General features: G+C 62.9%; 19 protein-coding genes. 10 read left to right on the top strand and 9 right to left on the bottom strand.

Annotated elements, in window-relative coordinates; translation table 11 throughout:
- Positions 1–31 precede the first annotated feature (31 nt).
- On the bottom strand, positions 32–1,564 hold the full coding sequence (locus CJ178_RS27385; RefSeq protein ID WP_257013466.1) for a cell division protein PerM: 1,533 nt from the start codon (positions 1,562–1,564) through the stop codon (positions 32–34).
- Between the two features lie 71 nt (positions 1,565–1,635).
- Positions 1,636–2,613 carry a DUF5336 domain-containing protein gene (locus tag CJ178_RS27380; RefSeq protein WP_033234210.1) on the bottom strand — a complete coding sequence of 326 codons (978 nt, stop codon included), beginning with the start codon at positions 2,611–2,613 and terminating at the stop codon, positions 1,636–1,638.
- Between the two features lie 86 nt (positions 2,614–2,699).
- On the opposite strand from CJ178_RS27380, the gene CJ178_RS27375 reads away from it, so the two are divergent.
- Positions 2,700–3,323 carry an IMPACT family protein gene (locus tag CJ178_RS27375; protein WP_045069201.1) on the top strand — a complete coding sequence of 208 codons (624 nt, stop codon included), beginning with the start codon at positions 2,700–2,702 and terminating at the stop codon, positions 3,321–3,323.
- A gap of 140 nt (positions 3,324–3,463) precedes the next feature.
- On the opposite strand, the gene sucD is transcribed toward CJ178_RS27375, so the two are convergent.
- From sucD to CJ178_RS27360, 3 genes are all read right to left on the bottom strand, one after another.
- Positions 3,464–4,366 (bottom strand): succinate--CoA ligase subunit alpha, encoded by a 903-nt coding sequence (sucD, locus tag CJ178_RS27370; protein WP_033234208.1) that lies wholly within the window; start codon positions 4,364–4,366, stop codon positions 3,464–3,466.
- 15 nt (positions 4,367–4,381) lie between these two features.
- Positions 4,382–5,551 (bottom strand): ADP-forming succinate--CoA ligase subunit beta, encoded by a 1,170-nt coding sequence (sucC, locus tag CJ178_RS27365; protein WP_045069199.1) that lies wholly within the window; start codon positions 5,549–5,551, stop codon positions 4,382–4,384.
- A 191-nt stretch (positions 5,552–5,742) separates the two neighbouring features.
- Positions 5,743–7,629: a hypothetical protein gene (locus tag CJ178_RS27360; protein WP_257013464.1), complete on the bottom strand. Its 1,887-nt coding sequence runs from the start codon at positions 7,627–7,629 to the stop codon at positions 5,743–5,745.
- Positions 7,630–7,862: 233 nt separating this feature from the next.
- Between CJ178_RS27360 and CJ178_RS27355 the strand changes: the two genes are divergently transcribed.
- Positions 7,863–8,900: a M23 family metallopeptidase gene (locus CJ178_RS27355; protein ID WP_033234205.1), complete on the top strand. Its 1,038-nt coding sequence runs from the start codon at positions 7,863–7,865 to the stop codon at positions 8,898–8,900.
- Between the two features lie 76 nt (positions 8,901–8,976).
- Here CJ178_RS27355 and pcrA read toward each other — a convergent pair whose 3' ends face one another.
- A complete protein-coding gene (gene pcrA / locus CJ178_RS27350) occupies positions 8,977–11,580 on the bottom strand; it encodes a DNA helicase PcrA (protein ID WP_245005961.1) in 2,604 nt (867 codons plus the stop codon).
- Between the two features lie 315 nt (positions 11,581–11,895).
- On the opposite strand from pcrA, the gene CJ178_RS27340 reads away from it, so the two are divergent.
- Positions 11,896–12,204, top strand: a complete 309-nt coding sequence (locus CJ178_RS27340) for a chorismate mutase (protein ID WP_033234204.1) — start codon at positions 11,896–11,898, stop codon at positions 12,202–12,204.
- Between the two features lie 109 nt (positions 12,205–12,313).
- Positions 12,314–13,969 (top strand): glucose-6-phosphate isomerase, encoded by a 1,656-nt coding sequence (pgi, locus tag CJ178_RS27335; protein WP_172935700.1) that lies wholly within the window; start codon positions 12,314–12,316, stop codon positions 13,967–13,969.
- 17 nt (positions 13,970–13,986) lie between these two features.
- Here pgi and CJ178_RS27330 read toward each other — a convergent pair whose 3' ends face one another.
- Positions 13,987–14,799 carry an FAD:protein FMN transferase gene (locus CJ178_RS27330; protein WP_045069192.1) on the bottom strand — a complete coding sequence of 271 codons (813 nt, stop codon included), beginning with the start codon at positions 14,797–14,799 and terminating at the stop codon, positions 13,987–13,989.
- A gap of 107 nt (positions 14,800–14,906) precedes the next feature.
- Here CJ178_RS27330 and CJ178_RS27325 point away from each other — a divergent pair, with 107 nt between their 5' ends.
- The 3 genes from CJ178_RS27325 to CJ178_RS27315 all read left to right on the top strand — a co-directional run bounded on the left by CJ178_RS27325 (position 14,907) and on the right by CJ178_RS27315 (position 17,694).
- Positions 14,907–16,175: a hypothetical protein gene (locus CJ178_RS27325; RefSeq protein WP_257013461.1), complete on the top strand. Its 1,269-nt coding sequence runs from the start codon at positions 14,907–14,909 to the stop codon at positions 16,173–16,175.
- A gap of 381 nt (positions 16,176–16,556) precedes the next feature.
- The gene (locus CJ178_RS27320) at positions 16,557–17,000 is read left to right on the top strand and encodes a helix-turn-helix domain-containing protein (protein WP_033234389.1); all 444 of its coding nucleotides are present in this window, start codon (positions 16,557–16,559) and stop codon (positions 16,998–17,000) included.
- A gap of 190 nt (positions 17,001–17,190) precedes the next feature.
- A complete protein-coding gene (locus CJ178_RS27315) occupies positions 17,191–17,694 on the top strand; it encodes a COG4315 family predicted lipoprotein (RefSeq protein WP_095888430.1) in 504 nt (167 codons plus the stop codon).
- Between the two features lie 21 nt (positions 17,695–17,715).
- On the opposite strand, the gene CJ178_RS27310 is transcribed toward CJ178_RS27315, so the two are convergent.
- Together CJ178_RS27310 and CJ178_RS27305 are read right to left on the bottom strand one after the other, a co-directional pair.
- Complete coding sequence (locus CJ178_RS27310; RefSeq protein WP_095888429.1) at positions 17,716–19,038, bottom strand: NAD(P)/FAD-dependent oxidoreductase; 1,323 nt, start codon at positions 19,036–19,038, stop codon at positions 17,716–17,718.
- Complete coding sequence (locus tag CJ178_RS27305; RefSeq protein WP_095888428.1) at positions 19,038–19,790, bottom strand: SDR family oxidoreductase; 753 nt, start codon at positions 19,788–19,790, stop codon at positions 19,038–19,040. The genes CJ178_RS27310 and CJ178_RS27305 overlap by 1 nt, the downstream gene beginning before the upstream one ends.
- A 98-nt stretch (positions 19,791–19,888) precedes the next feature.
- Between CJ178_RS27305 and CJ178_RS27300 the strand changes: the two genes are divergently transcribed.
- Genes CJ178_RS27300 through CJ178_RS27290 form a run of 3 tightly spaced genes read left to right on the top strand, consistent with a single transcriptional unit; the run spans position 19,889 to position 24,355 of the window.
- The gene (locus CJ178_RS27300) at positions 19,889–21,298 is read left to right on the top strand and encodes a dihydrolipoyl dehydrogenase family protein (protein WP_095888427.1); all 1,410 of its coding nucleotides are present in this window, start codon (positions 19,889–19,891) and stop codon (positions 21,296–21,298) included.
- A gap of 31 nt (positions 21,299–21,329) precedes the next feature.
- Positions 21,330–22,874: a carboxylesterase/lipase family protein gene (locus tag CJ178_RS27295; protein WP_095888426.1), complete on the top strand. Its 1,545-nt coding sequence runs from the start codon at positions 21,330–21,332 to the stop codon at positions 22,872–22,874.
- Positions 22,871–24,355: a carboxylesterase/lipase family protein gene (locus CJ178_RS27290; RefSeq protein WP_095888425.1), complete on the top strand. Its 1,485-nt coding sequence runs from the start codon at positions 22,871–22,873 to the stop codon at positions 24,353–24,355. The genes CJ178_RS27295 and CJ178_RS27290 overlap by 4 nt, the downstream gene beginning before the upstream one ends.
- Positions 24,356–24,362: the final 7 nt, after the last annotated feature.

The raw sequence follows: 24,362 nt of genomic DNA, 5'->3' as shown, positions 1-24,362 counted from the left end.
GGTGTGGCCGGATAATCGGCCAGACGACAGCTTAGTCGCTGGGGTCTTTCACCGGTGAGGGCAGGTCGGTCGCAGACTCTTCGGCAGAATTCTCGACGACGGTTACAGCGTCGACCTCGACCTCTGCAGCCTTGCTTTCTTCAGCCTGGCTTTCTTCAGCCGCGAGTTCCGGCGCCTCGATCTCCGCAGACTCGGCAGGCTCCTCGGCATCCTCGGTCTCCGACTCTTGCGCCGAACCAGTTTCGTCCACCGATTCATCCGTAGAGACCGAGTCCGAGTCCGAGTCCGTGTCCGAGTTCGTGTCGTCGCCTTCGGACTCAGCTGTTTCAGCCTGCTGGGCCGGCGGTGCCGTCACCGTGGGCTCCGGTGCAGGAACCGCCCGATGCTGCAACCACGTCGTGATCAGTGCACTGATCGATCCGAACAGCGCCAACCAGCCGAAGGTCAAGAACCCGACGGCCCACCAGGTCACCTCGACGGCACCGAAGTACCCCAGCTCCCCTCCGCTGGCGAGGGCGAGGAGCGCGATCACTGTTCCGCTCATGAACGCGGCGGCAACGGCTGTGAGGATTCCGTCCTGCCCGCCGACGCGGCGTGCGCAGTCTCGTCCCAGATAAATCCCGATCACGACCGGAACAACGAGGAGTACTGGCCAGAACCCTCCGCCCGTGCCGGCCGGGACGGCTCCGAGAACCGGAAGCGGTGGAAGGTCGCCGCCTATGTTGCCGAACACACTGGTGGACACCTCACCGATATCGGCGCTTGCGCCCGTCATGACGGCGACCGCACCGACAACAAGGTTGGGCAGGTAAAGCAGCGACAGCACGGTCAGACCCAGCACGCCGACAAAACCGCCGCCACGGGCAAGAAGATCCCCGACGGTGGACCAGGAGATGAGCAGCGCACACAGAACGGCAATAGATCCCGCTGCCAGCAGCGCTGTTGTCGTCCAGGCACCGGGGCGAACGGCGGCGGATGCCCACCGCGGAAGCTCAGGTTCGATGATCTGCCAGTGCGCGACAACAACGCCGACCGTCGCGGCTACCAGGTGAATTCCGGCGACCCAACCGAACGCGCTCAACGCATTGGGACTCGACAGCGGGATTGCAGCGGACGCGTCGGCAACAACGACCAGGCAGATCGCGGTCACCGTGAGAGGCCCCGCCACGGCTGCGCCCACCAGTCGCGCTACTGCTATCCGCGTATCGGCGAGTGTTGCCGCCGACGCACATCGCCGCGCCACCACCCACATCATGAGTGCGGTCGGGAGCAACGGCAGCACACCGAGTTGAACGTCGTCGATGACAACGGGAACTTGATGAATAGCCAGCCACGTCGTTGCGATGGCGCCGAATGTTCCGGTCAGTTCACTACTCGCCGATACCAGCGTCACGACTACGACGGCCGAGATCAGCAGGATCGCCATTCCCGATGAGCGGAAGGCCACGGTGAGCAGTGTTCTGGTCTGGTCTGCTTCCGGCGTGGGTGTGCGCAGCGACGTGCGGCCTCGTGTTTGCTGACCGGAGGAAGGGCGTGGTCGTGTTCGATCAGTCAAAGAATTCATCCCCTCGAGGATTTCACCCGACATCGCGGCGCGCACTCAGGCGCGCCGCCCGGGACGAATCCGTAAACCCCTTACTGCTGACGCTCGTCGGGGTTCCGAGAATCGAAAGCTCGAGTCTCGGCCGCTGGGTCTGTGTTCTCGCCGGTTTCGGGGGCTGCGGGAGCTTCGAAGCCGGTGGGCTGGGCTGGGGTGGGCTGGTACGGCCCCGCTTGGTGCTGGGCAGGGGCGGGCTGGGTAGACGGGTACCCGGCCGGAGGCTGCTGCCCGGAGGGGTACTGGGGCGTCGGCTGCGCGTACCCGCCGTACTGCTGGGATTGTTGGCCCGACGTGTCGGTAGTTTCTGCGGGTGTCGCGCCGTAGCCGCTCGCGTATCCCTGCTGCTGCGAACCGGGCTGCGGCGTTTGACCGTACTGCTGTCCGTAGGGCTGGTTCTGGGCCCCGTACTGCTGCGCCTGGCCCTGCTGCGGCTGCCCCGGCTGGCCTTGCTGGTACATCTGCTGCTGCGGCTGGCCGTACTGCTGGTAGCCCTGACCGAAGGCCTGGGGAGCTACCGGCCTGGGCGCGGGGGCCTTGAGGATTCCGATGTCGAAGAGGAACGCGGCCACTGCGACGACGGTCTGCACAAAGCCGAGGACGAGGACGACGATCAATCCCCACCCGAAACCGATGTCGAGGTAATCCGTCGAACCGAGGCTGAACGCGGTGAACACCAACGAGACATATCCGACCAGGGACAACGCGGCAAATATCCCTGCGTAGCGTTGCTGCGGCAGCAGTGACACCGCAGCCAGAACACCGCCGGCAAAAAGGAATCCGAGTCCGTAGACACTGGTTTCGAAGAAGCTGGACGTGGTGCTCACGTCGGAACCGACACCGGAACTCGTGATCGAGGTGAAGGGAGCGAACCCGAGCAGAAAGTTGACGATTCCCAACGCGGCTACCGCGATGGTCAAGAAGAAACCGATCTTGGCCCCACCGCCTGCGTTCGGGGGCGTCGGCGATCCGTACGAGGATCCTCCGAAATTTGACCCTTGCGGTGTGAACGTCATGGCTTCCCCTCGTGGACGGACGGTTGTCGATTCCAGCCTATGTGCCTTGTCTTCTCACGCCAACACCGACAGGAGACAATGGGCAGATGCCCTTCACTCTTGCTCCCGGCGCGGATCACACTGTCGAGACGGAAGTGAAGCACTCGCGGTTCATCGCCTCCCTCCGCAGAATCGACGACACCGAGGGCGCAAAACAGTTCCTGGCCGAACAGAAATCACTGTATCCGGATGCGCGCCATCATTGTTCGGCATTCGTGGTGGGCTACGACGCATCGTCGCGGTCCGAACGCGCCGACGACGACGGTGAGCCCGGCGGCACAGCCGGGATTCCGATGTTGCAGGTACTCAAGGCGCGTGACCTCGTGGATGTAATCGTGGTCGTGACACGATATTTCGGAGGCATCAAACTGGGCGCAGGCGGTTTGGTACGCGCATATTCCGGTGCGGTGTCGGTTGCGGTGGATTCTGCCACGCTGGTCGGCCGCGAGCGACGAACGTTGCACACCTTGGCAATTCGGCATGGGGAGGCCGGACGCGTCGAGGCCGAACTGCGCGCCCGCGGAGTTGTGGTCCTTGGGACCGACTACGGATCGAAAGCTGTTCTGACACTTGCCACTCACGACCCCGAACACCTTGCGTCGACGGTGGCATCGATCACCTCAGGCGCCGGCCAACTCGAAACCGCAGGCGATACGTGGGTCGACGTCTGAGCCACCCGGCGACAGACATGTCACAGTGACGAACAACGCCCGCAACCAGGAAAACCTGATTGCGGGCGCTGTAGTTCAGACAAGCTGTAGTTCAGACAAGCTGTAGTTCAACACGAAGCACTACGCTCCGCGAAACGAACTTAGAGGCTCTGAAGGATCTCGCGTGCGAGAGCAGCGGTGGCGGACGGCGTCTTGCCGACCTTCACGCCTGCAGCTTCGAGAGCTTCCTGCTTGGCCTGAGCCGTTCCCGAGGAACCGGAGACGATGGCGCCTGCGTGGCCCATGGTCTTGCCTTCGGGAGCAGTGAAGCCTGCCACGTAGCCGACAACCGGCTTGGTGACGTGAGCCTTGATGTAATCGGCTGCGCGCTCTTCTGCGTCGCCACCGATTTCACCGATCATCACGATGACCTTGGTGTCGGGATCGTTCTCGAATGCCTCGATGGCATCGATGTGCGTCGTACCGATGACCGGGTCGCCGCCGATGCCGATGGCGGTGGAGAAGCCGAAGTCACGGAGTTCGTACATCATCTGGTAGGTCAGGGTGCCCGACTTGGAGACCAGGCCGATGGGGCCGGTGCCCGCAATGTTGGCGGGCGTGATGCCGACGAGAGCCTCACCCGGGGTGATGATGCCGGGGCAGTTCGGTCCGATGATGCGCGTCTTCTTGCCCTTGGACTCGTTGTACGCCCAAGCGTAAGCGGAGTCCTGGACCGGGATGCCCTCGGTGATGACCACGAGGAGCGGGATCTCCGCGTCGATGGCCTCGACGATGGCGTCCTTCGAGAAGGCCGGGGGAACAAACGCGATGGAAACGTCTGCGCCGGTCTCCTTGATTGCTTCTTCGACCGTCGCGAAGACGGGGAGCTCGACAGCGGAACCGTCAGCAGCAACGTGCGAGACCGTGGTGCCGGCCTTGCGAGCGTTGACGCCGCCGACGACCTGGGTGCCGGCCTTGAGCATCAGAGCGGTGTGCTTGGTGCCCTCGCCGCCGGTGATGCCCTGGACGATGACCTTTGAATCCTTGGTGAGGAAGATTGCCATTGTTCTGTGAGTCCCTTACTTCGCTGCGTGAGCGAGTTCGGCGGCCTTGTCGGCGGCCTCGTCCATGGTTGCGACGACCGTGACCAGCGGGTGGTTGGCCTCGGCGAGGATACGACGACCCTCTTCGACGTTGTTTCCGTCCAGGCGAACGACGAGCGGCTTGTTGGCCTCGTCGCCCAGGGTCTTCAGTGCGCCGACGATGCCGTTGGCAACTGCGTCACAAGCGGTGATGCCGCCGAAGACGTTGACGAACACGCTCTTGACCTGTGCGTCGTTCAGGATGACATCCAGGCCGGCAGCCATGACTGCAGCGGAAGCTCCGCCGCCGATGTCGAGGAAGTTGGCGGGCTTGACGCCACCGTGGTTCTCGCCTGCGTATGCGACGACGTCCAGGGTGGACATGACAAGGCCTGCGCCGTTGCCGATGATTCCGACCTCACCGTCGAGCTTGACGTAGTTGAGGTCGTTTTCCTTGGCCTTGAGCTCGAGGGGATCGGTTGCGTCGCGATCCTCGAATGCCTCGTGGCCGGGCTGACGGAACGCTGCGTTCTCGTCGAGGGTGACCTTGCCGTCGAGGGCGAGGATCTGATCGTCAGGCGTGCGAACGAGGGGGTTGACCTCGACGAGGAGTGCGTCCTCGTTGATGAAGACCTCCCACAGCTTCTGGATCGTGACGGCCGCTGCGTCGAGCACCTCAGCGGGCAGCTTTCCTGCCTCGGCGATGCTGCGCGCGAACGCGAGGTCGACGCCCTTGACTGCGTCGACGGGGATCTTCGCGAGAGCGTCGGGGTTCTCCTCGGCGGTGACCTCGATCTCGACGCCACCCTCTACCGAGCACATGGCCAGGTAGGTGCGGTTGGTGCGGTCGAGCAGGAAGGAGATGTAGTACTCCTCGGCAATGTCACTTGCCTCTGCGACCAGCAGCTTCTTGACAACATGGCCCTTGATGTCCAGGCCGAGGATTGCTTCTGCGTTTGCCACTGCGGCATCCACGTCGGGCGAGTACTTCACGCCACCGGCCTTGCCGCGGCCACCGACCTTGACCTGCGCCTTGATCATTACGGGCTTGCCGATTTCTTCGGCAATCTCGCGTGCTCCTGCGACCGTGTCCGTAACACGCCCAGCCGAAGTCGGCACTCCGTGCTTGGCGAAGAGTTCCTTCGCCTGGTATTCGAAGAGATCCATCTGCTCACCGTCTCGTCTGCGTTGACACCCGCTCGAGGGGTAGGAGCGGGTCTGTTCTGGACTTTAACCAGTTGCTGCGTTCGGTTTGCGCCCGCATACATGCTATGTGGCCCATGTCACGCGACATCGCCAGGTGCGGCAGGCGTCACCGATCGGCAACGCAGCTTCGCACCATTTGTCAAGCGCGGGTCTCACCGCCGCTCGGCATGCATCGACAGCGTTGTTCGCGCACTGAAGAAAGCAGCAACGACTAGCAAGAGTAGGCCCGTCGCCGCTGCGATCGCACCCGCCCCCACTGTTGCGTCCGGTATGCGTGAAGACGTCAGTGGTCCCGCGGCGAGATATATCGACACCGAGATCGCCGATCCGACGAGGAGCGCAACAGCACGCGGTGGCCGGGAACGGGTGGCGACGACGGATGCGAGCAGGACAGACACTCCGACGAGGAGTTGCCCCCAGGTGTCGATCCCCCACGCGTCACTGCCCCATGGCCATTGCGTGATCGACGCCGCGGTGTGATTTGCGCCGCGATAGAGCGGCAGAGCGGTGCCGACGAGTGCAAGTACGCCGCCGAGTCCGGCGAGGATACGGACCACGGAGTTCGCCTCGATCTCCACGGATGTGTCGATTTCCTCGCGTTCCGCTGTTCCGGCGAACCACAACGCCAGGCCGGCAGCGGCCGCGAGCGCGGAGGCGACGCCCATCACGTACACCCCGGCCCCAAGGTCGACACCCGAAACATCTGTTGCGATGACAGCTGGTTGCACGACAGCCGCAATGCCCATGACGACGGTGGTCCACAGCGTTCCCACGGCCGGCCGAATGGCAACGGCGCGGCCAGGAATCCACAGCCCGAGCGATGCAACGAAGAGAACGATCGCCGCGACGAAGACGATGCGGGTCGCGAGTATCGACGGTTCGGCGAGTCCCCCGGGCAAGGACAGAATGGGCAACGACGCGCCAAGTGCGGCCGACACCGCGGCGCCAATTCCGAGCGCCCCGGCGATGCGGTGCATCTTCGTGACGTGAGCCTGCGCTTCGCGGGCCTGCTCGATCATCGCGGCTCGGCGCGCTTTCTTGGAGCCGCCGGACTGCGCCTGGTTTTCGGATTTCACCGGCCGCGCTTCTTCTACCGCCGCAGCCTCGCGCCGCGCCGACAGAATCGGTATCACCGCGCCCACTCCCACGATGACCACCGCCGCGATGGCACCCACGATCGATCCAGCGCCGACACCGATCCGGTCACCGGACGCCAGACCGGCAACAACCCGAGTGCCACTGACACCCAGCGCGCCGACGCCGGCGCCGACAACGCCGCCTGCGCCCACCCACGGCGAAATCGACGTCAGAGCCGATGCCGTGACAATCAAGACGGCAACGGCAACCAACGCGGTTCCGACAGCACTGGCAGCGGGACTGTCCACGAGGGAGCGGGCGAGAAAGATCGGATCCTGCGAATCGAAGGCGGGCGCGAACAGCGACAGCAGGTAAGCGCCTGCAGCAAGAATCAATACGGACGTCGGCCAGGCACCGATGCGTCCGCCTACGGATCTGCCGTCGTACTCGGCAGCATGTGCGCTGCCGTATCCGTCACGCTCGGACTCACGATGAATCACCACAAGCCCCAGAATTCCGGCAACAACCAACAGTGCGTGCCCGAGAAGTGCAACGTACGACCCGACACCGGCGGTGATCACTCCGGCGGAAATCGGACGGAAAAGTTCCAAGCGGTTTGCGTCGATCGCGTCGACGAACAACTGCAGATCGAGGATCGCGACCCCGAAGGACAGCGCGCCTGCACCGGCCAAGAGCGCGCCTGAGAGGGCGGGGTGACGACGCGCCACCACAATCGCAGCGGCCGGGATCACGAGCGCGCACAGCGCGGCAAATATCGAGGCGGTCACGATCGAACCGGACGCACCGAGTCCACCCCCCACGTCGACAATCGGCGCAGCCGACACCGCGACCGCGCCGAGCAGCCCCAGAACTAGGGCCAGGGCGAGCGGCGGTGGGAATGGACGAGCGGTGCGAACATCGCCGGGCGCGTGGACCGACGAGCTTCGGAGTGTTGACGACACCTGCTCGACGGTAGCGCCTGCGCAGGTCGGTGATCTGGTTGTGACACACCCCGATATCAATCGAGATACTTGGTCCGATTTGTCCGAAGCGACATATTGCCTGGTCAGGATGTGAGCCACGTCACAAACTACGACTCGTTTGCTGTATAGGTTGCACGTGTCGCAACCATTTCGTTACCGTTACTCCAGCTAAGTCACAGGCTGATCACGAACCCCAAGGAGCGAACAGGCATATGCGACACAGCCAGTTCACGCCCAGCAGGTTCACAGAATCAGAACCGGACGAGGTCACGCCCTCTTATCCAACGCACTCGGCCCGGCGTTACACCGAGACCAAAAGTTCTGAGATTTCTTCCCTTATGTTCACTCGCTCCGCATCCTCCACGTCGTCAGATTCCGACTCGGTAGACGCCTACCCGGCAGACTTCGAGACCGTCGAGTCCGACGTGAACAGCATCTCGACCTTCACGCCACCGGCATCTGCAGATGTCTCCTCCCCGGCTCGTCGCACCGGCGCTCACCGCATCCCCACCCCGCCCTCCGCACTCAAAGGTCGCGCCGCAGTTCTTGCAGTCGCAGCCGGCGCGGTAGTCGCAGCGGGACAGGCAGTAGTCGACAACGGCTCGGGCAATGCAGTCGGGCACTCGGACGTCGCACTTGCCGACCAGTCCTCCACCATCGGAACCACCGCACAGCCACAGGCAGCCCAGTTCGCGCCCACCGCCGCAGCGTCCTCCACCACGGCAGCCGACGCACCCCAGGTGCTCAACGTCGCCGCCCCGACCGACCTGTCGCAGTTCAGTAACCTCCTCGCCAAGGGACAGCGTTTCAGCGAAGAGCGCGCAGCCCGCGAAGCCGCTGCCCGACGCCCCCTGTTCGTCCTCCCCGCTGTCGGAACTTTCACCTCGAACTTCGGTAGCCGCTGGGGCACCCTGCATGCCGGTGTCGATATCGCAGCACCCATCGGAACGCCCATCGTCGCAGTCGCCGACGGCACCGTCATCGACTCCGGCCCGGCTTCCGGGTTCGGTATGTGGGTTCGCCTGCAGCACGCCGACGGCACCATCACCGTGTACGGACACATCGACACCTCGGTAGTGACCGTCGGCCAGCAGGTCATGGCCGGCGATCAGATCGCCACCGTCGGCAACCGCGGCTTCTCCACCGGCCCGCACCTGCACTTCGAGGTTCATCTCGCCGGCGAGAACAAGATCGATCCCCTCCCCTGGCTCGCCTCGCGCGGTATCAGCCTGGGTATCGAGCAGGACTGAGCTCACCACAACCGAAACTTTCGGCCCGCACCTTTTCTCTGGTGCGGGCCGAAAGTCTTTCCAGAGCTTCTTGCCCCTACAGCTTCACCATCGGAACACCGCCGATGAGCATCAGACGCACCTTGCCTGCGCTGCCGAAGTCGATGGTGACTGTTGCGGTCGGGCCAGTGCCCTTGGTCTCGAGGACTGTGCCCAGTCCGTACTTGTCGTGACTGACCCGATCGCCGACGGCAAGAACCAGGTTGTTGTTCCGTCCTCGCGCAGCACCGAAACTTGGTGCGGGAGAGTCGTTTCGAGAGGTGTTGCCGTACCCGCGGCCACCTTGGCCACCCTGATTGCCGTAGCCACCGCCATAACCCTGACCGCCGGCATAGCCCTGACCGCCCCCGTAACCGGGTCGACCGCTTCCGAACCCGCCGCCGGTGCCCGGGTCTTCGCGGCGCCAGTTGATCAGATCCTCGGGAATTTCGCTGATGAACCGTGATGCGGGGTTCTGAATCGGCTGACCCCACGCGGAGCGCATGATCGCACGTGTCAAATACAACCGTTGCCGCGCGCGGGTGATCCCGACGTAGGCGAGGCGTCGCTCCTCGGAGAGCTCTGCCGGATCGCCGAGGGCCCGCATGTGCGGGAATTGACCGTCTTCCCAACCGGTTACGAAGACGACGGGGAATTCGAGGCCCTTGGCGGTGTGCAGTGTCATCATGGTGACAACACCTTCGTCGGAGTCGGGCAGCTGATCTGCGTCGGCCACCAACGACACTCGTTCGAGGAACGCTGCCAGCGAACCTGGATCGGGTTCACCTTCGCGCATCGCTGCGGTTTCTTCGTCGTCCGGGTCGATCAGTCCGGCAGCATTTCGCGCATCAGAACTGAATTCTCTTGCCACACTGACAAGTTCGTTGAGGTTGTCAAGCCTGGCGCCGTCCTGAGGATCACTGCTGGCAGCCAGTTCGCCGCGGTAGCCGCTACGTTCGAGCACGGCCTCGGCCACTTCACCGATATCGCCGAGCTCGGAAGACTCACTGCCGTCGGAAGATTCGGCCGGCAATAAGGTGCGCAGCCCGTCCATCATGTCGAGGAAGGCAACGATCGCCTTCTGCGAACGCGTATTGAGCAGTGCAACCTTGCCTTCCGCCGCATCCCGCAACGCGGCAGCAAAGCTGATGTTGCGATGCTCCGAATGCACTGCGACACAGGCCTCTGCGCGGTCGCCGATTCCGCGGCGCGGTGTGTTGAGGATTCGACGCAAGCTCACCGTGTCGTCCTCGTTGGCGAGTACCCGCAGGTAAGCGACGATGTCGCGAACCTCTTTGCGCTCGTAGAACCTGACGCCGCCCACGATCTTGTACGGCACACCGAGGCGGATGAAGATTTCCTCGAGCGCACGCGACGAGTTGTTGGTGCGGTAGAACACTGCGACGTCCGAGAATTTTGCGTCACCGTTCTCGACCAGTCGGTCGATCTCGGAGGCGACAAAGGATGCTTCGTCGTGCTCGTTGTCCGCAACGTATCCGACGATCAATTCGCCTTCACCGGAATCGGTCCACAACCGCTTCTCGCGTCGCCCCGTGTTCTTGGAGATGACGGCGTTGGCAGCCGAGAGGATGTTCTGCGTCGAACGGTAGTTCTGCTCGAGCAGAATCGTGCGGGCGTCGGGGTAATCGCGTTCGAACTCCACGATGTTGCGGATGGTGGCACCGCGGAACGCGTAGATGGACTGATCGGCGTCGCCCACAACACACAGTTCAGCCGGCGCCACCGCATGGTCGGATTCGCCTGCGCCGCCGACCAATTCACGAACCAGCATGTACTGCGCATGGTTGGTGTCCTGGTATTCGTCGACGAGGACGTGACGGAAGCGCCGACGGTAGTACTCCGTGATCTGCGGGAAGTTCTGAAGCAGAGCCACAGTCTCGCCGATGAGATCGTCGAAATCGAGCGCGTTGGCCGAGCGCAGGCGCTGCTGATAAATCCCGTACACCTTCGCAACCAGGCGGGGCAGTTCCGCGGGATCCTTGTCCGCGGCCGCGACTGCTTCCTCTGGGTCGATCAACTCGTTCTTGAGGTTCGAGATGTGCGTCGCAAGCAATCTGGCCGTGAAACGCTTGGTGTCGAGCTCGAGATCCTTGGAGATCATCGTCAGGAGCCGGCGCGAATCATCCGAGTCGTAGATGGAGAAGTTGGAGTTGAGCCCAGGAAGCAACGCCGCCTGAGCGCGCAGAATGCGAACACAACTCGAGTGGAACGTCGACACCCACATACTGTTGGCCCGCGGCCCGACCAATGCCGCGACGCGCTCACGCATCTCGGCTGCAGCCTTGTTAGTGAACGTGATGGCAAGGATCTGCCCCGGAGTGGCACCACGCTCGGCCAACAGATATGCGATGCGGCGCGTCAGCACTGCGGTTTTGCCCGAGCCTGCGCCGGCAACGATCAGCAGCGGTGAACCGGCATGGACCACGGCTTCGCGCTGCTGCGGGTTGAGACCCTCGAGAAGCTCGTCGGAACCTCGGCCACCCGGCTGGGCAGAATGACCGTGCTGGGCAGAATGACCGTGCTGGGGCCCATCGTGATCGTGCTCGAAGAGACCGCCCTGCGCGTAAAGACTGCCCTGCCCGTCAAGACCGTCTCGCCCGTCAAGACTGCCCTGCTCACCGACTGCTGGATACATGTTCATCGTCTGTCCACGCTACCGGCGTCCACCGACAAGAGTGTGAGTGCGGTGGCGGCACTTGGAACTGGGATGCCGAACATGGCAAACTGGACGCTATGTTGAGCCTGTGCAACACCGCAACCACCTGCGATTGCCGCAGTGTCGGTGCGCGGTGGCACTACTTTACGAGCGCCGGACCGCGGTGCTCGTGAAGTCTTCGAACAGCTCACCTGCCTCTGGTCCGACTCGGATCCGGGGCATTTTTCGTCAGGGCGCTGGATCGGTAACGACCCGAGCTGAGAACACGATCCACGCAGTAGAAAGAGGAGACGAATACATATGAGCACGCAGGCAACGGCACCCGAGGGAAACTCCACTCCGACCGACGTCGACGTTCCGCGCAGCGAAGCTGAGATCAACGAACTTCGTAAGGAGATCGATCGTCTCGACGCCGAGATCCTGGCAGCAATCAAGCGCCGCTCCGAGGTCTCACAGATCATCGGTCGTACCCGGATGGCATCAGGGGGGCCGCGCCTGGTTCACAGTCGTGAGATGAAGGTGCTCGAGCGTTTCAACGAGCTGGGCCAGGAAGGTCACACGCTCGCAATGCTGCTCCTGCGTCTCGGCCGCGGACGCCTGGGACACTAAGCCCCGCAGCTCGCACCGCCCTGCTCGCAGACCGGCTGATCGGAGCAGGCCAGGGTGCCGCCGAGACTCATCCAGAAGTTTCCAGACCGGGCCGTTAAAGTCGATGACTGTGAGCATTGACATCACCGGAACATCAGCCTGGCAGAAACTGCGCGCTCATCACGCCGATTTCCACGCCGTTCACCTTCGGGAACTCTTCGACGAGGATCCGGCTCGCGGAACCGAGTTGACGGTGGACGCCGGTGATCTCCACATCGACTACAGCAAGCACCGTGTCAGTCGTGAGACTCTCGACCTGCTGATCGCGCTGGCTCGAGAGGCCGGCGTCGAGGAGCGTCGCGACGCAATGTTCGCGGGTGATCACATCAACACCTCCGAGGATCGGGCGGTGCTACACACCGCACTGCGCCTCCCTGCTGATGCATCCCTCACTGTCGACGGCCAGGACGTCGTCGCCGATGTTCACGAGGTTCTGACGTCGATGGGCGCCTTTGCCGATCGTGTTCGCAGCGGCGAGTGGACCGGATTCACGGGAAAGCGCATCCGCACCATCGTCAACATCGGTATCGGCGGATCGGATCTCGGGCCGGTCATGGTGTACCGAGCACTGCGGCATTACGCCGACGCGGGCATCAGCCTCCGATTTGTCTCCAACATCGATCCCGTGGATCTGGTGGGGCAGCTGGCCGACCTGGATGCCGAGACCACCTTGTTCATCGTGGCATCAAAGACGTTCTCCACACTCGAGACCCTGACCAACGCAACGGCGGCAAAGCGCTGGCTGTTCGCCGGTCTGGGTAGCGAAGACGTCGCCGCCGTCGCCAAGCATTTTGTCGCGGTGTCCACCGACGCCGAGCGAGTCTCCGCGTTCGGGATCGACACCGTAAACATGTTCGGATTCTGGGATTGGGTGGGTGGCCGCTACTCGGTCGACTCCGCCATCGGCCTCTCCGTCATGTGTGCGGTCGGCCCCGTTCGCTTTGCCGAGTTCCTCGACGGCTTCCACCAGATCGACACGCATTTCCGCACCCGACCGCTGGAGGAGAATGCGCCGGCGATTCTCGGCTTGATCGGCCTCTGGTACTCCAACTTCTTCGGTGCACAGTCCCGCGCCGTGTTGCCGTATTCCAATGACCTGTTGCGCTTTCCGGCCTACCTGCAGCAGCTGACCATGGAGTCGAACGGCAAATCCGTCCGCTCCGACGGCACCCCGGTGACAACCTCGACAGGCGAGATCTTCTGGGGCGAACCAGGAACCAACGGCCAGCACGCCTTCTACCAACTACTCCATCAGGGCACCTGGTTGGTGCCTGCCGATTTCATCGGTTTTGCCGAGTCCACCGACGATCTGCCCACGGCTGACGGCACAGGTTCGATGCACGACCTCCTGATGAGTAACTTCTTTGCTCAGACCAAGGTGTTGGCGTTCGGCAAGAGCGCTGAGGAGATTGCGGCAGAGGGAACACCCCCGGAGTTGGTGCCGCACAAGGTGATGCCGGGTAACCGACCCACCAGCACCATCCTGGCCAAGGAGCTCACACCGTCGGTGGTCGGGCAGTTGATCGCACTCTACGAGCATCAGGTTTTTGTCGAAGGTGCTGTGTGGGGGCTCAATCCGTTCGATCAGTGGGGGGTCGAACTCGGCAAGACCCAAGCTTTGGAACTGGGGCCTGCACTCTCGTCGGCCGAGGCTCCGAGCGATCTCGGCGATTCCTCGACCGACGCCCTGGTGAACTGGTACCGCAAGCAGCGCGGCCGGGCCTGAGCAACTGGCTCGAATGCTCAGGCGGCGTCCGGACCGAACCAATTCTCGGTGGTGTACACACGCCCGGACTGATCCACCAATCGAGCTCGAAGTTCTTGCTGCTCAACCCATTTGATGGCGCTTATCCCCCGCACGAGCGCCGCACGGCTGGCGGCGTACGCCCACACTGCGTCGTCGGCAATCACCGACACCTGCGCCCATTCTGTTGACGGACGATCCTGGTGCGGTTGCCACGAAGGCGGTTCGGCGGCGTGCGCAGTGGCAATCGCCGTCCCGTTGGCCAGTTCGACGTCCTCGCCGCCCGGAACGGGAATCTGCCAACCACCGGCCGGAGCGTGCCCCGCAGTGGCAAGTACGTCGCCGATCCGCACCGCAACACCACATTGCAGCTCTGCCGCAACAGTTTGCGCGGCTCGATCGACGGTGTCCGCCTTTGCCACTCCCGTGATGTCGAACGAAGCTCCCCACGGCGCGTACACGACGTCGCCGTCGAGTTGCACGTCCTCGAATGTAGGGGTCGGGTGGACCGGCGGAATCGAGTCGTCCTCCGAGAAGTTGTCGGCAAGCGGGTTCACCTCACCGGCCGTCATACGGGCCGCCCACAGCGCCGAACGCAACAGTGACGACATTCGCCGGGTCACTTTCACCGGCGTCCCCTGAGCCAGATTGACGGCATGAATTTCGGCGTCGCCGCGCCCGAGATCGCACAGCGCTTCGGTGTCCTCGATGGCGGCAGCGATCAGCGCGTGTGCTGTGGGCAGTGCAGCACCCTCCGTGACATCCACTTCGATAGCGGAATCCCACATAGCCCACTTCTCGACACTGACCATGTCAGCCTGCCCTTCGTACCACGCGGCGTAACAACCAGTATGCGCCGATTCGCGGGTACGCCGCCAGAAACCGCAGGTCCTCTACGTGCCACGCCTACACTGCTGGGGTGGGAGTTCGCTTGAGTGTCGTCGACGAGATGTTTCTGTGGACCCACCGAGGTCTCGGCTTGCCGATCGTGATGCAGGGCGTATGGCGCACCGACAGCATCGTCGATCCGAGTGAGCTCGAGCAGTTGTGTGTACGGGTGGCGTCCGGGCCGCTCGGCCGACGCGTGCGCAGGCCGCGAATTCCGGGCGCCCGGCCCGAATTCATCGCCGACCCGCGTCATTACCCTCTCAGTTTTCGTTCGGAGCCCATCGCCGCCGACTCGGTGATCGAGTGGGCCGACGCTGCGGCCCTCCTCTCGGTTGACCCGGAACGAGGTCCGGGGTGGCGCATCGCCGCGACCTACGATTCAGACGGCGGAACCGTCGTCTCCGTGACGTGTTCCCATGTCCTTGCCGACGCCCGCGGATTGATCGGCGCCCTCAGCGACGCGATGCAGCGGAAACCGTCACCGCCGATCGATCACACCGGCCACTCGGATATCACCGACGCGCGCTCGACCGTTGGCCGCGTTCTGCGCGGAACCACCCGTGCGGTGGGCGGATTGATCGTCAGTCCGGCGCGCAGAGCCGAACTCCGCGGCTTCACCGCACCGGCCGCCGCCACTCGGCGCTTCCAGCGACACTCGGTAACGTCCGCGGTTCTGGAAATCGACCGGGACCAATGGGATGACGTCGCAACGTCTTCCGGAGGTACCGCCAACAGCTTGTTCCTGGCCTGTGTCGGCGAGCTAGCGCGAGCCGAGAACAGAACCGCCGCAGTCACGCTCAGCGTTCCGATGAACGTGCGTACCACTGACCAGGGAGACAATTCCGTCGACAATTCGGTCGCGATGGTCGCGATCCCGTTGACCCCCTCCACCACTATCGCGCAGATTCGCACATTGTGCCGTGACGCGTTCGAGGCTCCTCCGATGTCGAGTCCGGCAGGCTTCCCGGCCGAACTCCTGCAGGTCGTCCCCGACCGAGTCGCTCATCGACTTGCCGACGGACCTGGTCAGCGAGATGCCTTGTGCTCCAATATCGGTACGGTCGACATCGACCAGTTCGAGGGGCACCGGACTACGGGGCTTGCCCTCCGCGCGGTGCATCCTGGAGCGAGCGCCGCTCAACTGGACAACACATCAACTCGAGTCTCCGGATACCTCAGTCGCAACCACGCCACGTACACCTTGTCGCTGGTGAGCTTCGTATCGGCCGATAATCAGGCGCTGCGCACGCTGGCCTGCAACACGCTCGAAAAATTCGGCATCTTCGCTCACCCCTGGTAGCGCTCATTTCCCTCCAAGCGAACTCGCCGTTCGAGGCCTTGGCAGAGCCGAAAGGTATGCTCGCACAAGAGACTGGCCGGTAACTTAGCCAAATCAGCTGCATAAGAGCGTAAATCAGTACAAACCGCCCGGAAGGTACTGATTTAATATTCTGATAACGAACGGTCAGTTCGCGTCGCAAATCACACTGTCCGCAAACGCTTTCAGAGCCGGAAAACCCAAATATCCCCAGGTAAAAGCACTCTCATTTCTAAACATCCAATTTTGAGTCGTCTACTATGTGACATCTGCTTCGCATAACTATGCAATCGCAGAAATATGCAGCACATTGTGGCGCACACGTCACAAGCGAAGGGAGGAACCGTGGAAATGGGAGGAACCGTGGCAGATTCGTTCCGAGAACGATTGAACGCCCTGTACCCCGTAACACCTCCCCGATTGACCAATGCGCAAGTTGTAGACGCACTTTCCCAACGTGGCTGCCGAATTTCCACACCGTATCTCTCGCAGCTGCGCAGTGGCGTTCGAACCAACCCGTCTGAGCAGGTAGTGCTGGCACTCGCCGACTTCTTCGGAGTCGACGCCGAGTACTTCTTTGCACCTACCCCTCGCCATGATCCGGAACTGATCCCCGATGAGGACCGTTCGGTTGCGGAAGAATTCTATGACAACGAATTACGTTCCCTCACACGTAAAGCCGTAGATCTGTCCCCCGAGTCACAGAGCCTGCTTTCCTCGATTGCCGAGAAGCTCAGGTCCTCCGAAGGCCTGCCATCCGTCCCGCCGGACTGCATTACCTACACTGCGCCACAGCCACGCGCCTGATCACCATTCGACGCGGCAGCGCTGCATCTATACCGAAAGTTGTTGCAGTACAACTGCAACTGGCATCCCCGTGAATGCCGCGACCAACGTCGAACATCCGGTGACAGTATGCGGGAAGATCTACGTTTCCCGTGGCCCCTTCGCGGGTATCCCCCACTGCCAGTAGCGCCCACCTTCGAATGGAGCGATCATGCGCAGACAGTGGTTGTTCGCGATTGTGGCCAGTGCCGCACTTGCCGCGTCCGGCTGTTCGTACGACGCCACCGACTCCGGCACCGATGCGGACAACGTCACCGTGATGCCGACATCGTTGTCGCCGCCGGCCGCAGCCGACGCGGTGCTACTGAAGACTGCCGAGTCTCCACTGGGAACAATTGCCGTCGACGGCGAAGGTATGACCGTCTACATCTACGACCCGGACGAGGAGCACCCGACCGGGGATTCGTGCGACGAGAGCTGCCTCCGGCATTGGCCTGCCGTCACGTCTGTCACCGATTCTCCGGTGACCGAGGGGATCAACGCGGCGCTCGGTACCGTACCGGGACCTGACGGTTCGTTCCAGGTGACGGTCAACGGCAAGCCGGTCTACCGATACTTGGACGATGAAGTGCCCGGCGACATGTTGGGGCAGGCCGTCGGTAGTCTGTGGTTCATGATCGACGAATTCGGGAATCCCGTCTTCACCACGGAGTAGTCGGATCCCGCGACAGATCGCTCAGTTGTACGGTTGCCGTGCGGTTTCCGGGTCGCCGAATGTGATTGCGCGTTCCCGGCGAGTTTTCGACGCAAGGGTGACACCCCAGTTCAGTGCCGTGCTGACGCGGTTGCGGAAACCCGCGAGGAACGCGATGTGAATGACTCCCCACGACACCCAGCCGATGAAGCCCGACATCCGGATCGGTCCGGCCTGCAGGAGTGCGTGGCGACGCGAAATGTAGGCGGCAGTACCGAGATCGCGGTACTTGAAGGGCTTTCCGTTCGGTCGGCCGTTTTCGACGCGGGCAGCGATCTGCGCCCCCGCGTAGCGTCCACCCTGCATAGCCACTTCGGCGACACCGGGCAACTTGTCCCGGGACATGATGTCGCCGACGACCCAGATGTTCGGGTGGCCTGGCACGGTCAGGTCGGCCTCGACGTCGATGCGGCCGCCGCCGACCTGCTTGACGCCGAGCGCCGAGGCGAGCGCTTCGACAAACGGCACTGCTTCGACACCGGCGGTCCACAGAATGGTGCGGGTCTCGTAGCGCTGCTTCGCTTTTGTCTTCTTGTCGGTGGTCTCGATCTCGGTTTCACCGACGTCGGTGACATGCACGCCGAGATGCGTTTCGACGCCGATCTTCGCGAGAGTGCGTGCGGCAGCTGCGGACAGCGATCTATTGAACGACGGCAACACTCGATCGTCACCGTGGAAGAGGAGCACTCGCGCCTCGTCCGGGTCGATCGACCTGAATTCGTTGGTGAGCGCGTGCATCGCCAATTCGCGTATCTGCCCCGCGATCTCGACCCCGGTCGGTCCGCCGCCGGCAACGGCAAACGTCAACCACGGACGCCGTTCCTCGGCAGTGGGGAGAGATTCGGCCATTTCGAACGCGGCAATGAGACTGCGGCGGATGGCCAGCGCGTCGTCCAGCGTTTTCATTCCGGGCGCCCATTTGATGAAGTCGTCCTGGCCGTGGTACGACTGCCGCATGCCGGCCGCCACGATCAGATAGTCGTACGGTAGGTCGAATGTCGAACCGTCGAATCTGCTTGCGGTCAGCAGCCGAGCTTCGGCATCGAGGGATTTTGCTTCGCCCAGCACTACATTCGTATTCTTCTGGTCTTCCAGAAGGTGCCGAAGTGGGCTCGCGATCTGGCCTTCGGAGAGGAGCCCGGTTGCACACTGGTAAAGCAACGGCTGAAACACGTGACTGGTTCCGCGATCGATCAGAACTACTTCGACGTCGGCTTTCTTCAACTTCTTGGCTGCGTAGAGGCCGCCGAATCCGCCGCCGACAATGACAACGCGCGGCTTGCCGTTCGACTTGTGGATACTCATCAGACGAACCTCGCCGTCACCGAGTTGGGCAGAAACCGCAGTGCAGCATCGATTCCCTGCCATTTCAGTCCGGGAAGCGCCGCTCGTGTCACTTCCTTTTCGATGGCCGCAACCATCGCATCGACGCCCTCGTCGAGCTCAGCCATCAAGGAAGAATCGTCGCCGGCACTCGCCGACATGTCCGTCTTGATGAAACCTGGCAGCAGGGTGGTTACTCGAATTGGCGTGCGCGCCAGTTCGATACTGAGAGCCTCACCGAGCGCGGCCACCCCGGCTTTGCTCGCTGAATATGCGGCTTTGGTGCCGGGAAGTCCACGATCTGCACTGATCGAGGACACCAGTACAAGGTGCCCGGCGTTCTGCGTGCGGAATATCTCGAGTGCGGCCTCGCACTGTGACAGTGCGCCTACGAAGTTCGTCTGCGCTGTCGCAAGATTCGCGTGTGCCTTACCGGTACCGATCTTGGCGCCCTTACCGAGACCGGCATTGACGATCACCCGATCGAGCCCACCGAGTTGGTCGCGAAGTTCGCCGAACACTCGGACAACGGAATCATGTTCTGTGACATCAAGCCCTGCCACCGCAACTGTGATCCTTGGATACTCGGCGAGCAATTGCTTCCGGAGAGCGTCGAGCCGATCGGTTCTCCTGGCGCATAGAGCCAGATCGCGTCCCCGTGCTGCGAACCTTCGTGCCATTTCTTCGCCGAGACCCGAACTTGCGCCGGTGATCAGAATCTTCTGCCGCGTCATGGCTGCCACTGTAACCACCACTGGGTCGATACACCGGACTGTCAGTCGACAAACCGGTTACCCTGCACATCACCACCCGATCGGCATACCGTAGAGCGATGACCGAAGAATTCGATGTCATAGTCATCGGCGGCGGACCGGCGGGCGAAAACGCCGCGGCCTACGCAATAGCCGGAAGCACCCGTACCGCTGCCATCGTGGAGCACCAACTGGTCGGTGGTGAATGCTCGTACTGGGCGTGTATGCCGAGTAAGGCGCTCCTGAGGCCAGGGCAGGTGCTCGACGACGCGGGCGCGTTGCCAGGTGTATCCGCCGCGCCGCCGGACATCGACGCGATCTTGGCCAGACGTGACTCCTTCACCCACAACCACGACGATTCCTCGCAGGTCGAGTGGGCCGAGTCCGCCGGTATCGACGTGATCAAAGGCCACGGCGTTCTGGACGGCGAGCGGACCGTTGTTGTCGACGGCACCCGCACACTCTTCGCCCGCCAGGCCGTCGTACTTGCCACCGGAACAACCGCGTCGGTCCCGGACACACCCGGACTGCGGGCTGCGCTCCCTTGGACGTCACGCGACGCCACCAATCTCCACGAAGTTCCGCGGCGTGTTGCCGTCATCGGCGGCGGTGTCGTCGCATCGGAGTGCGCGACGTGGTTGTTGTCATTCGGCGCCGAGGTGACGTTGCTGGTACGGGGCAACGCAGTGCTGAAATCTGCCGAACCGTTTGCCGGAGACATGGTTGCGCGTCATCTCACCGCACAGGGAGCCGACGTGCGTTTCGGGACTACCGTCCATTCCGTATCGCGCCCCGATGCCCGGGATACGGGCGAGGGGAACATTCACGGTGGGCCAGTCACGATCGACACCTCTTCCGGCGTGATCGAGGTAGACGAACTGATTGTTGCCGCGGGCCGTGCGCCGACGTCGGCGCAGTTGGGGTTGTCGTCCGTCGGTTTGACCGATGGTGCGTACGTTCCGACGGACGATCACCTGTGTGCACAGGGCGAATGGCTCTATGCCGTCGGCGATATCAACGGCCGGTCACCGCTGACCCATATGGGTAAGTACCAGGCCCGAGTGTGCGGCGATGTGATCGCCGCACGAGCAGCGGGACGCGCGCTGGTCGACCCACGGTTCATCGCCTCCGCTGACAGCGGCCGTGTTCCACAGGTGGTATTCACCTCGCCCGAAGCAGCATGGGTGGGGCGCACCGAAAAGCAGGCCAGGGCAGACGGTATCGACGTCGAGGTCGTGGAGATCGACATTGCCGTCGCGGGATCCTCGCTGCTCCGTGACAATTACGAAGGCCGCGCGAAACTGGTGATCGACCGTGGTGCCGACGTAATCGTCGGGGCAACCTTCGTCGGTCCGGATGTCTCGGAATTGCTCCACGCAGCAACAATTGCCGTCGTCGGTGCGGTCCCGCTCGACACGTTATGGCATGCGGTGCCGTCGTATCCGACGGTCAGCGAAGTATGGCTCAGGTTGTTGGAGGCACGGCGGTAATCGGGGGCAGAAGTTACGTATAGTCGCGACTATGGCGGCAGACGCACCGACGAATCCAGGTCTACTCGTACGCACAGCTGACGGAACATTGCGCGGCACGCGGGTGGGCAAACTCCGTGCGTGGCGAGGCATTCCTTACGCGCGTCCCCCGGTCGGAGCTTTGCGGCTGCAAGCGCCACGACCAGTGCGGCCTTGGCGTGGTGAGCGGAACGCTTCGGTATTCGGCGATGCGTCGGTCCAGAACAAGAAGGGCTTGGCGCTGGCTCCCGGGAAGTATCACCCCAGCAGCGAAGACTGCCTCACACTCAATGTTCTTGCCCCCGAATACCCTAGCCGCGAGCCCCTTCCGGTAATGGTGTTCATCCACGGGGGCGCCAATACCATTGGCACCTCGGCGACGGGCATCTATTCCGGGCGCTCGCTCGTCACCCGCGGCAACATCGTGTACGTATCGATCAATTACCGACTGGGTGCTCTGGGTTTCTTGGACTTCACCGAATTCTCCACTCCTCGGCATCATTTCGACGCCAACCTCGGGCTTCGTGATCAAGTGGCCGCATTGCAATGGGTGCAGCGGAACATTGCAGCATTCGGCGGCGACCCCGATCGAGTGACGGTCTTCGGCGAATCGGCCGGCGGCACTGCCGTCACCACCCTGCTGGCGACGCCGGCGGCCAAAGGATTGTTCGCGGCCGCCATAGCGGAGAGCCCGGCACCGGATCTTGTTGCCAACCAGTCACTCTCACGCGAATGGGGTCGACGGTTCATCGACATTCTGGGCTCCGACGCCACCCCGGACCAGGCTCTGCGTCTTACGTCGGCTCGTGAATTGGGCCGCGCCGGAGCCCGCCTGGGAGCCGAAGCTCTTGCTGCTACACCAGGGCTCCATCCGTTCGGGCCCAGTGTCGACGGAGATTTTCTTCCCCACCCGCCGGCGGAGGCGTGCAGTCGCGGCCTGGCACATCGGGTTCCGCTGATCATCGGCACCAACAAGCGTGAGGGCACGCTCTTCCCGAAGTTCCTCGACGGGCTCCCGACAACTCCCGCGCGAATCGAGAGGATGTTCGCCCTCACCGATCCCGCAGCCGGAAATCGAATCCTTGCAACATATCCGGGATACCCGAGCACTGACACTGCAATCGACATCGGCGGCGACGTGACTTTCTGGCATCCGTCGGTCGAGTTGGCGCAGGCACACGCGCAGTACGCACCCACGTACGCCTACCGCTTCGACTTTGCGCCACCACTGATGCGATGGGTCGGTCTCGACGCCACTCACGGTTTCGAAATGTTTGCGGTATTCGGTATCGGTGACAGCGCAGTCGGCCGTGGCCTCACAGTTCCTGGTGGCAGGCGAGGCCTCAGCGCCGTCACCGAGGCGATGCAGGGACATTGGCTGCACTTCGCACAGCATGCGGCACCTCGAAGTGACTGGCCGAGCTACGCCGCGCAGCGTCACACGATGATCTTCGACGCGATCTCTCGCGTGGACACCGATCCGCGCGCCGAGCAACGACGCGCCTGGTCCGGATATGCGGGCTACCGCAACTACGCACCGAATCAGGTTTCTTCGTGACCGACAACCTTGACGTAGTACTCGATTCGGGAAAGATCCGGGGCCGCTACCTCGAGACCCGCACTGGTCGACTCCGCACCTGGCGCGGCATTCCCTACGCTGCTCCGCCGATCGGGTCGGCGCGGTTTCTCGCACCGCAACCAGTTGCGGCGTGGGCGGGAACCCGCTCGGCCACCGAGTTCGATTCACCGGCACCACAGCGTAAGAGCACCGAAAACGAGTCGTGTCTGTTCGTGAATGTTCTTGCGCCCGAGTCGGCCAGTGTTACCCCACGTCCCGTGATGGTGTTCATTCACGGCGGCGCGTACAACGGCGGAAATCCGTCGGCGCCGATGTACTGGGGAACGTCGTTGGTGGAACGTGGCGATGTCATCTACGTCTCCGTCCAGTACCGCCTCGGCGCGCTCGGCTACCTCGATTTCAGTGAATTCTCCACTGCGGAGCACTCATTCGACTCGAATATCGGGCTACGTGACCAGATTGCGGCACTCGAATGGGTCCAGCGAAACGCCGCGGCGTTCGGCGGTGACCCTGACAACGTCACAATCTTCGGTGAATCCTCCGGCGCAAATGCCGTCACCACTGTGATGACAACACCGTCTACGCGAGGGTTGTTTGCCCGCGCCATCGCTCAAAGCCCGCCGGCAGCTTCGGCATACGGAAAAGAACGCGCGCACGGGTGGGCACGCGAATTCCTCGACATTGCCGGAGCCCCGACCAAGACACCCGCGGCCTGGCTACGAAATGTACCGGTTCGTCGGCTCGTCGAGGTCGGCGACGAACTTGTGCGTCGCGGCGCTGACGAGGAACCTGGTACCCGTGCTTTCGCGCCTGTTGTGGGCGACGACGTCCTCCCCGAACATCCGCTGGACGTCTTTGCCGCCGGAAAATCTCATCCCGTGCCACTGATACTCGGGTCAAATCTCCACGAGGGCAGAATCTTTCCACGTTTCCTCAACATTCTTCCCACCGATCCTGCCCGCATCGAGAAAATGTTCTCGCACGTTTCGGCCGACGTGAAGGCCCGCGCACTCGCCGCCTATCCGACGTATCCGCACCGCTACGCCGCCGCAGACATCGGCGGCGACATCACATTCTGGGAACCGATGGTCCTGTGCGCACAAGGACATTGCGACGTGGCCCCCACGTACAGCTACCGCTACGATTTTGCGCCGCGCATCCTCACCCTGGTCGGACTTGGCGCCACCCACGCCACAGAACTGTTTGCCGTGTTCGGGCGATCGGACGCCCTCACCGGTGCGCTGACCGCGATCGGTGGGCGTCGGTCCCTGGCGACGGTCACCGAAGCGATGCAAGAACATTGGATCAACTTCGCGAGAACCGGTAGCCCGGGTACCGAGTGGCCCGTGTACACGAGCGCCCAGCGGAGAACCATGATTTTCGACCGCATCAGCCGAGTGGAGAGCGATCCACTCGGCGACCGTCGACGAGCCTGGATCGGATACGAGCACCGACGCTGACAACAGG

This window comes from Rhodococcus sp. ACPA4 (assembly GCF_002300185.1).
In the GTDB taxonomy this organism is placed as follows: Bacteria; Actinomycetota; Actinomycetes; order Mycobacteriales; family Mycobacteriaceae; genus Rhodococcus_F; species Rhodococcus_F globerula.
Note: the sequence above shows the minus strand (reverse complement) of the source record. Positions and strands in the feature narration are given on the sequence as shown.

What these genes read in the sequence shown, in the direction of transcription:
- CJ178_RS27310 (WP_095888429.1), bottom strand. Translation starts at nt 19,038, where the DNA reads ATGAGTATCCACAAGTCGAACGGCAAGCCGCGCGTTGTCATTGTCGGC.
- pcrA (WP_245005961.1), bottom strand. Translation starts at nt 11,580, where the DNA reads ATGAACATGTATCCAGCAGTCGGTGAGCAGGGCAGTCTTGACGGGCGA.
- sucC (WP_045069199.1), bottom strand. Translation starts at nt 5,551, where the DNA reads ATGGATCTCTTCGAATACCAGGCGAAGGAACTCTTCGCCAAGCACGGA.
- CJ178_RS27380 (WP_033234210.1), bottom strand. Translation starts at nt 2,613, where the DNA reads ATGACGTTCACACCGCAAGGGTCAAATTTCGGAGGATCCTCGTACGGA.
- CJ178_RS27300 (WP_095888427.1), top strand. Translation starts at nt 19,889, where the DNA reads ATGACCGAAGAATTCGATGTCATAGTCATCGGCGGCGGACCGGCGGGC.
- CJ178_RS27340 (WP_033234204.1), top strand. Translation starts at nt 11,896, where the DNA reads ATGAGCACGCAGGCAACGGCACCCGAGGGAAACTCCACTCCGACCGAC.
- CJ178_RS27315 (WP_095888430.1), top strand. Translation starts at nt 17,191, where the DNA reads ATGCGCAGACAGTGGTTGTTCGCGATTGTGGCCAGTGCCGCACTTGCC.
- CJ178_RS27385 (WP_257013466.1), bottom strand. Translation starts at nt 1,564, where the DNA reads ATGAATTCTTTGACTGATCGAACACGACCACGCCCTTCCTCCGGTCAG.
- CJ178_RS27355 (WP_033234205.1), top strand. Translation starts at nt 7,863, where the DNA reads ATGCGACACAGCCAGTTCACGCCCAGCAGGTTCACAGAATCAGAACCG.
- CJ178_RS27295 (WP_095888426.1), top strand. Translation starts at nt 21,330, where the DNA reads ATGGCGGCAGACGCACCGACGAATCCAGGTCTACTCGTACGCACAGCT.
- CJ178_RS27330 (WP_045069192.1), bottom strand. Translation starts at nt 14,799, where the DNA reads ATGGTCAGTGTCGAGAAGTGGGCTATGTGGGATTCCGCTATCGAAGTG.
- CJ178_RS27375 (WP_045069201.1), top strand. Translation starts at nt 2,700, where the DNA reads ATGCCCTTCACTCTTGCTCCCGGCGCGGATCACACTGTCGAGACGGAA.
- sucD (WP_033234208.1), bottom strand. Translation starts at nt 4,366, where the DNA reads ATGGCAATCTTCCTCACCAAGGATTCAAAGGTCATCGTCCAGGGCATC.
- CJ178_RS27305 (WP_095888428.1), bottom strand. Translation starts at nt 19,790, where the DNA reads ATGACGCGGCAGAAGATTCTGATCACCGGCGCAAGTTCGGGTCTCGGC.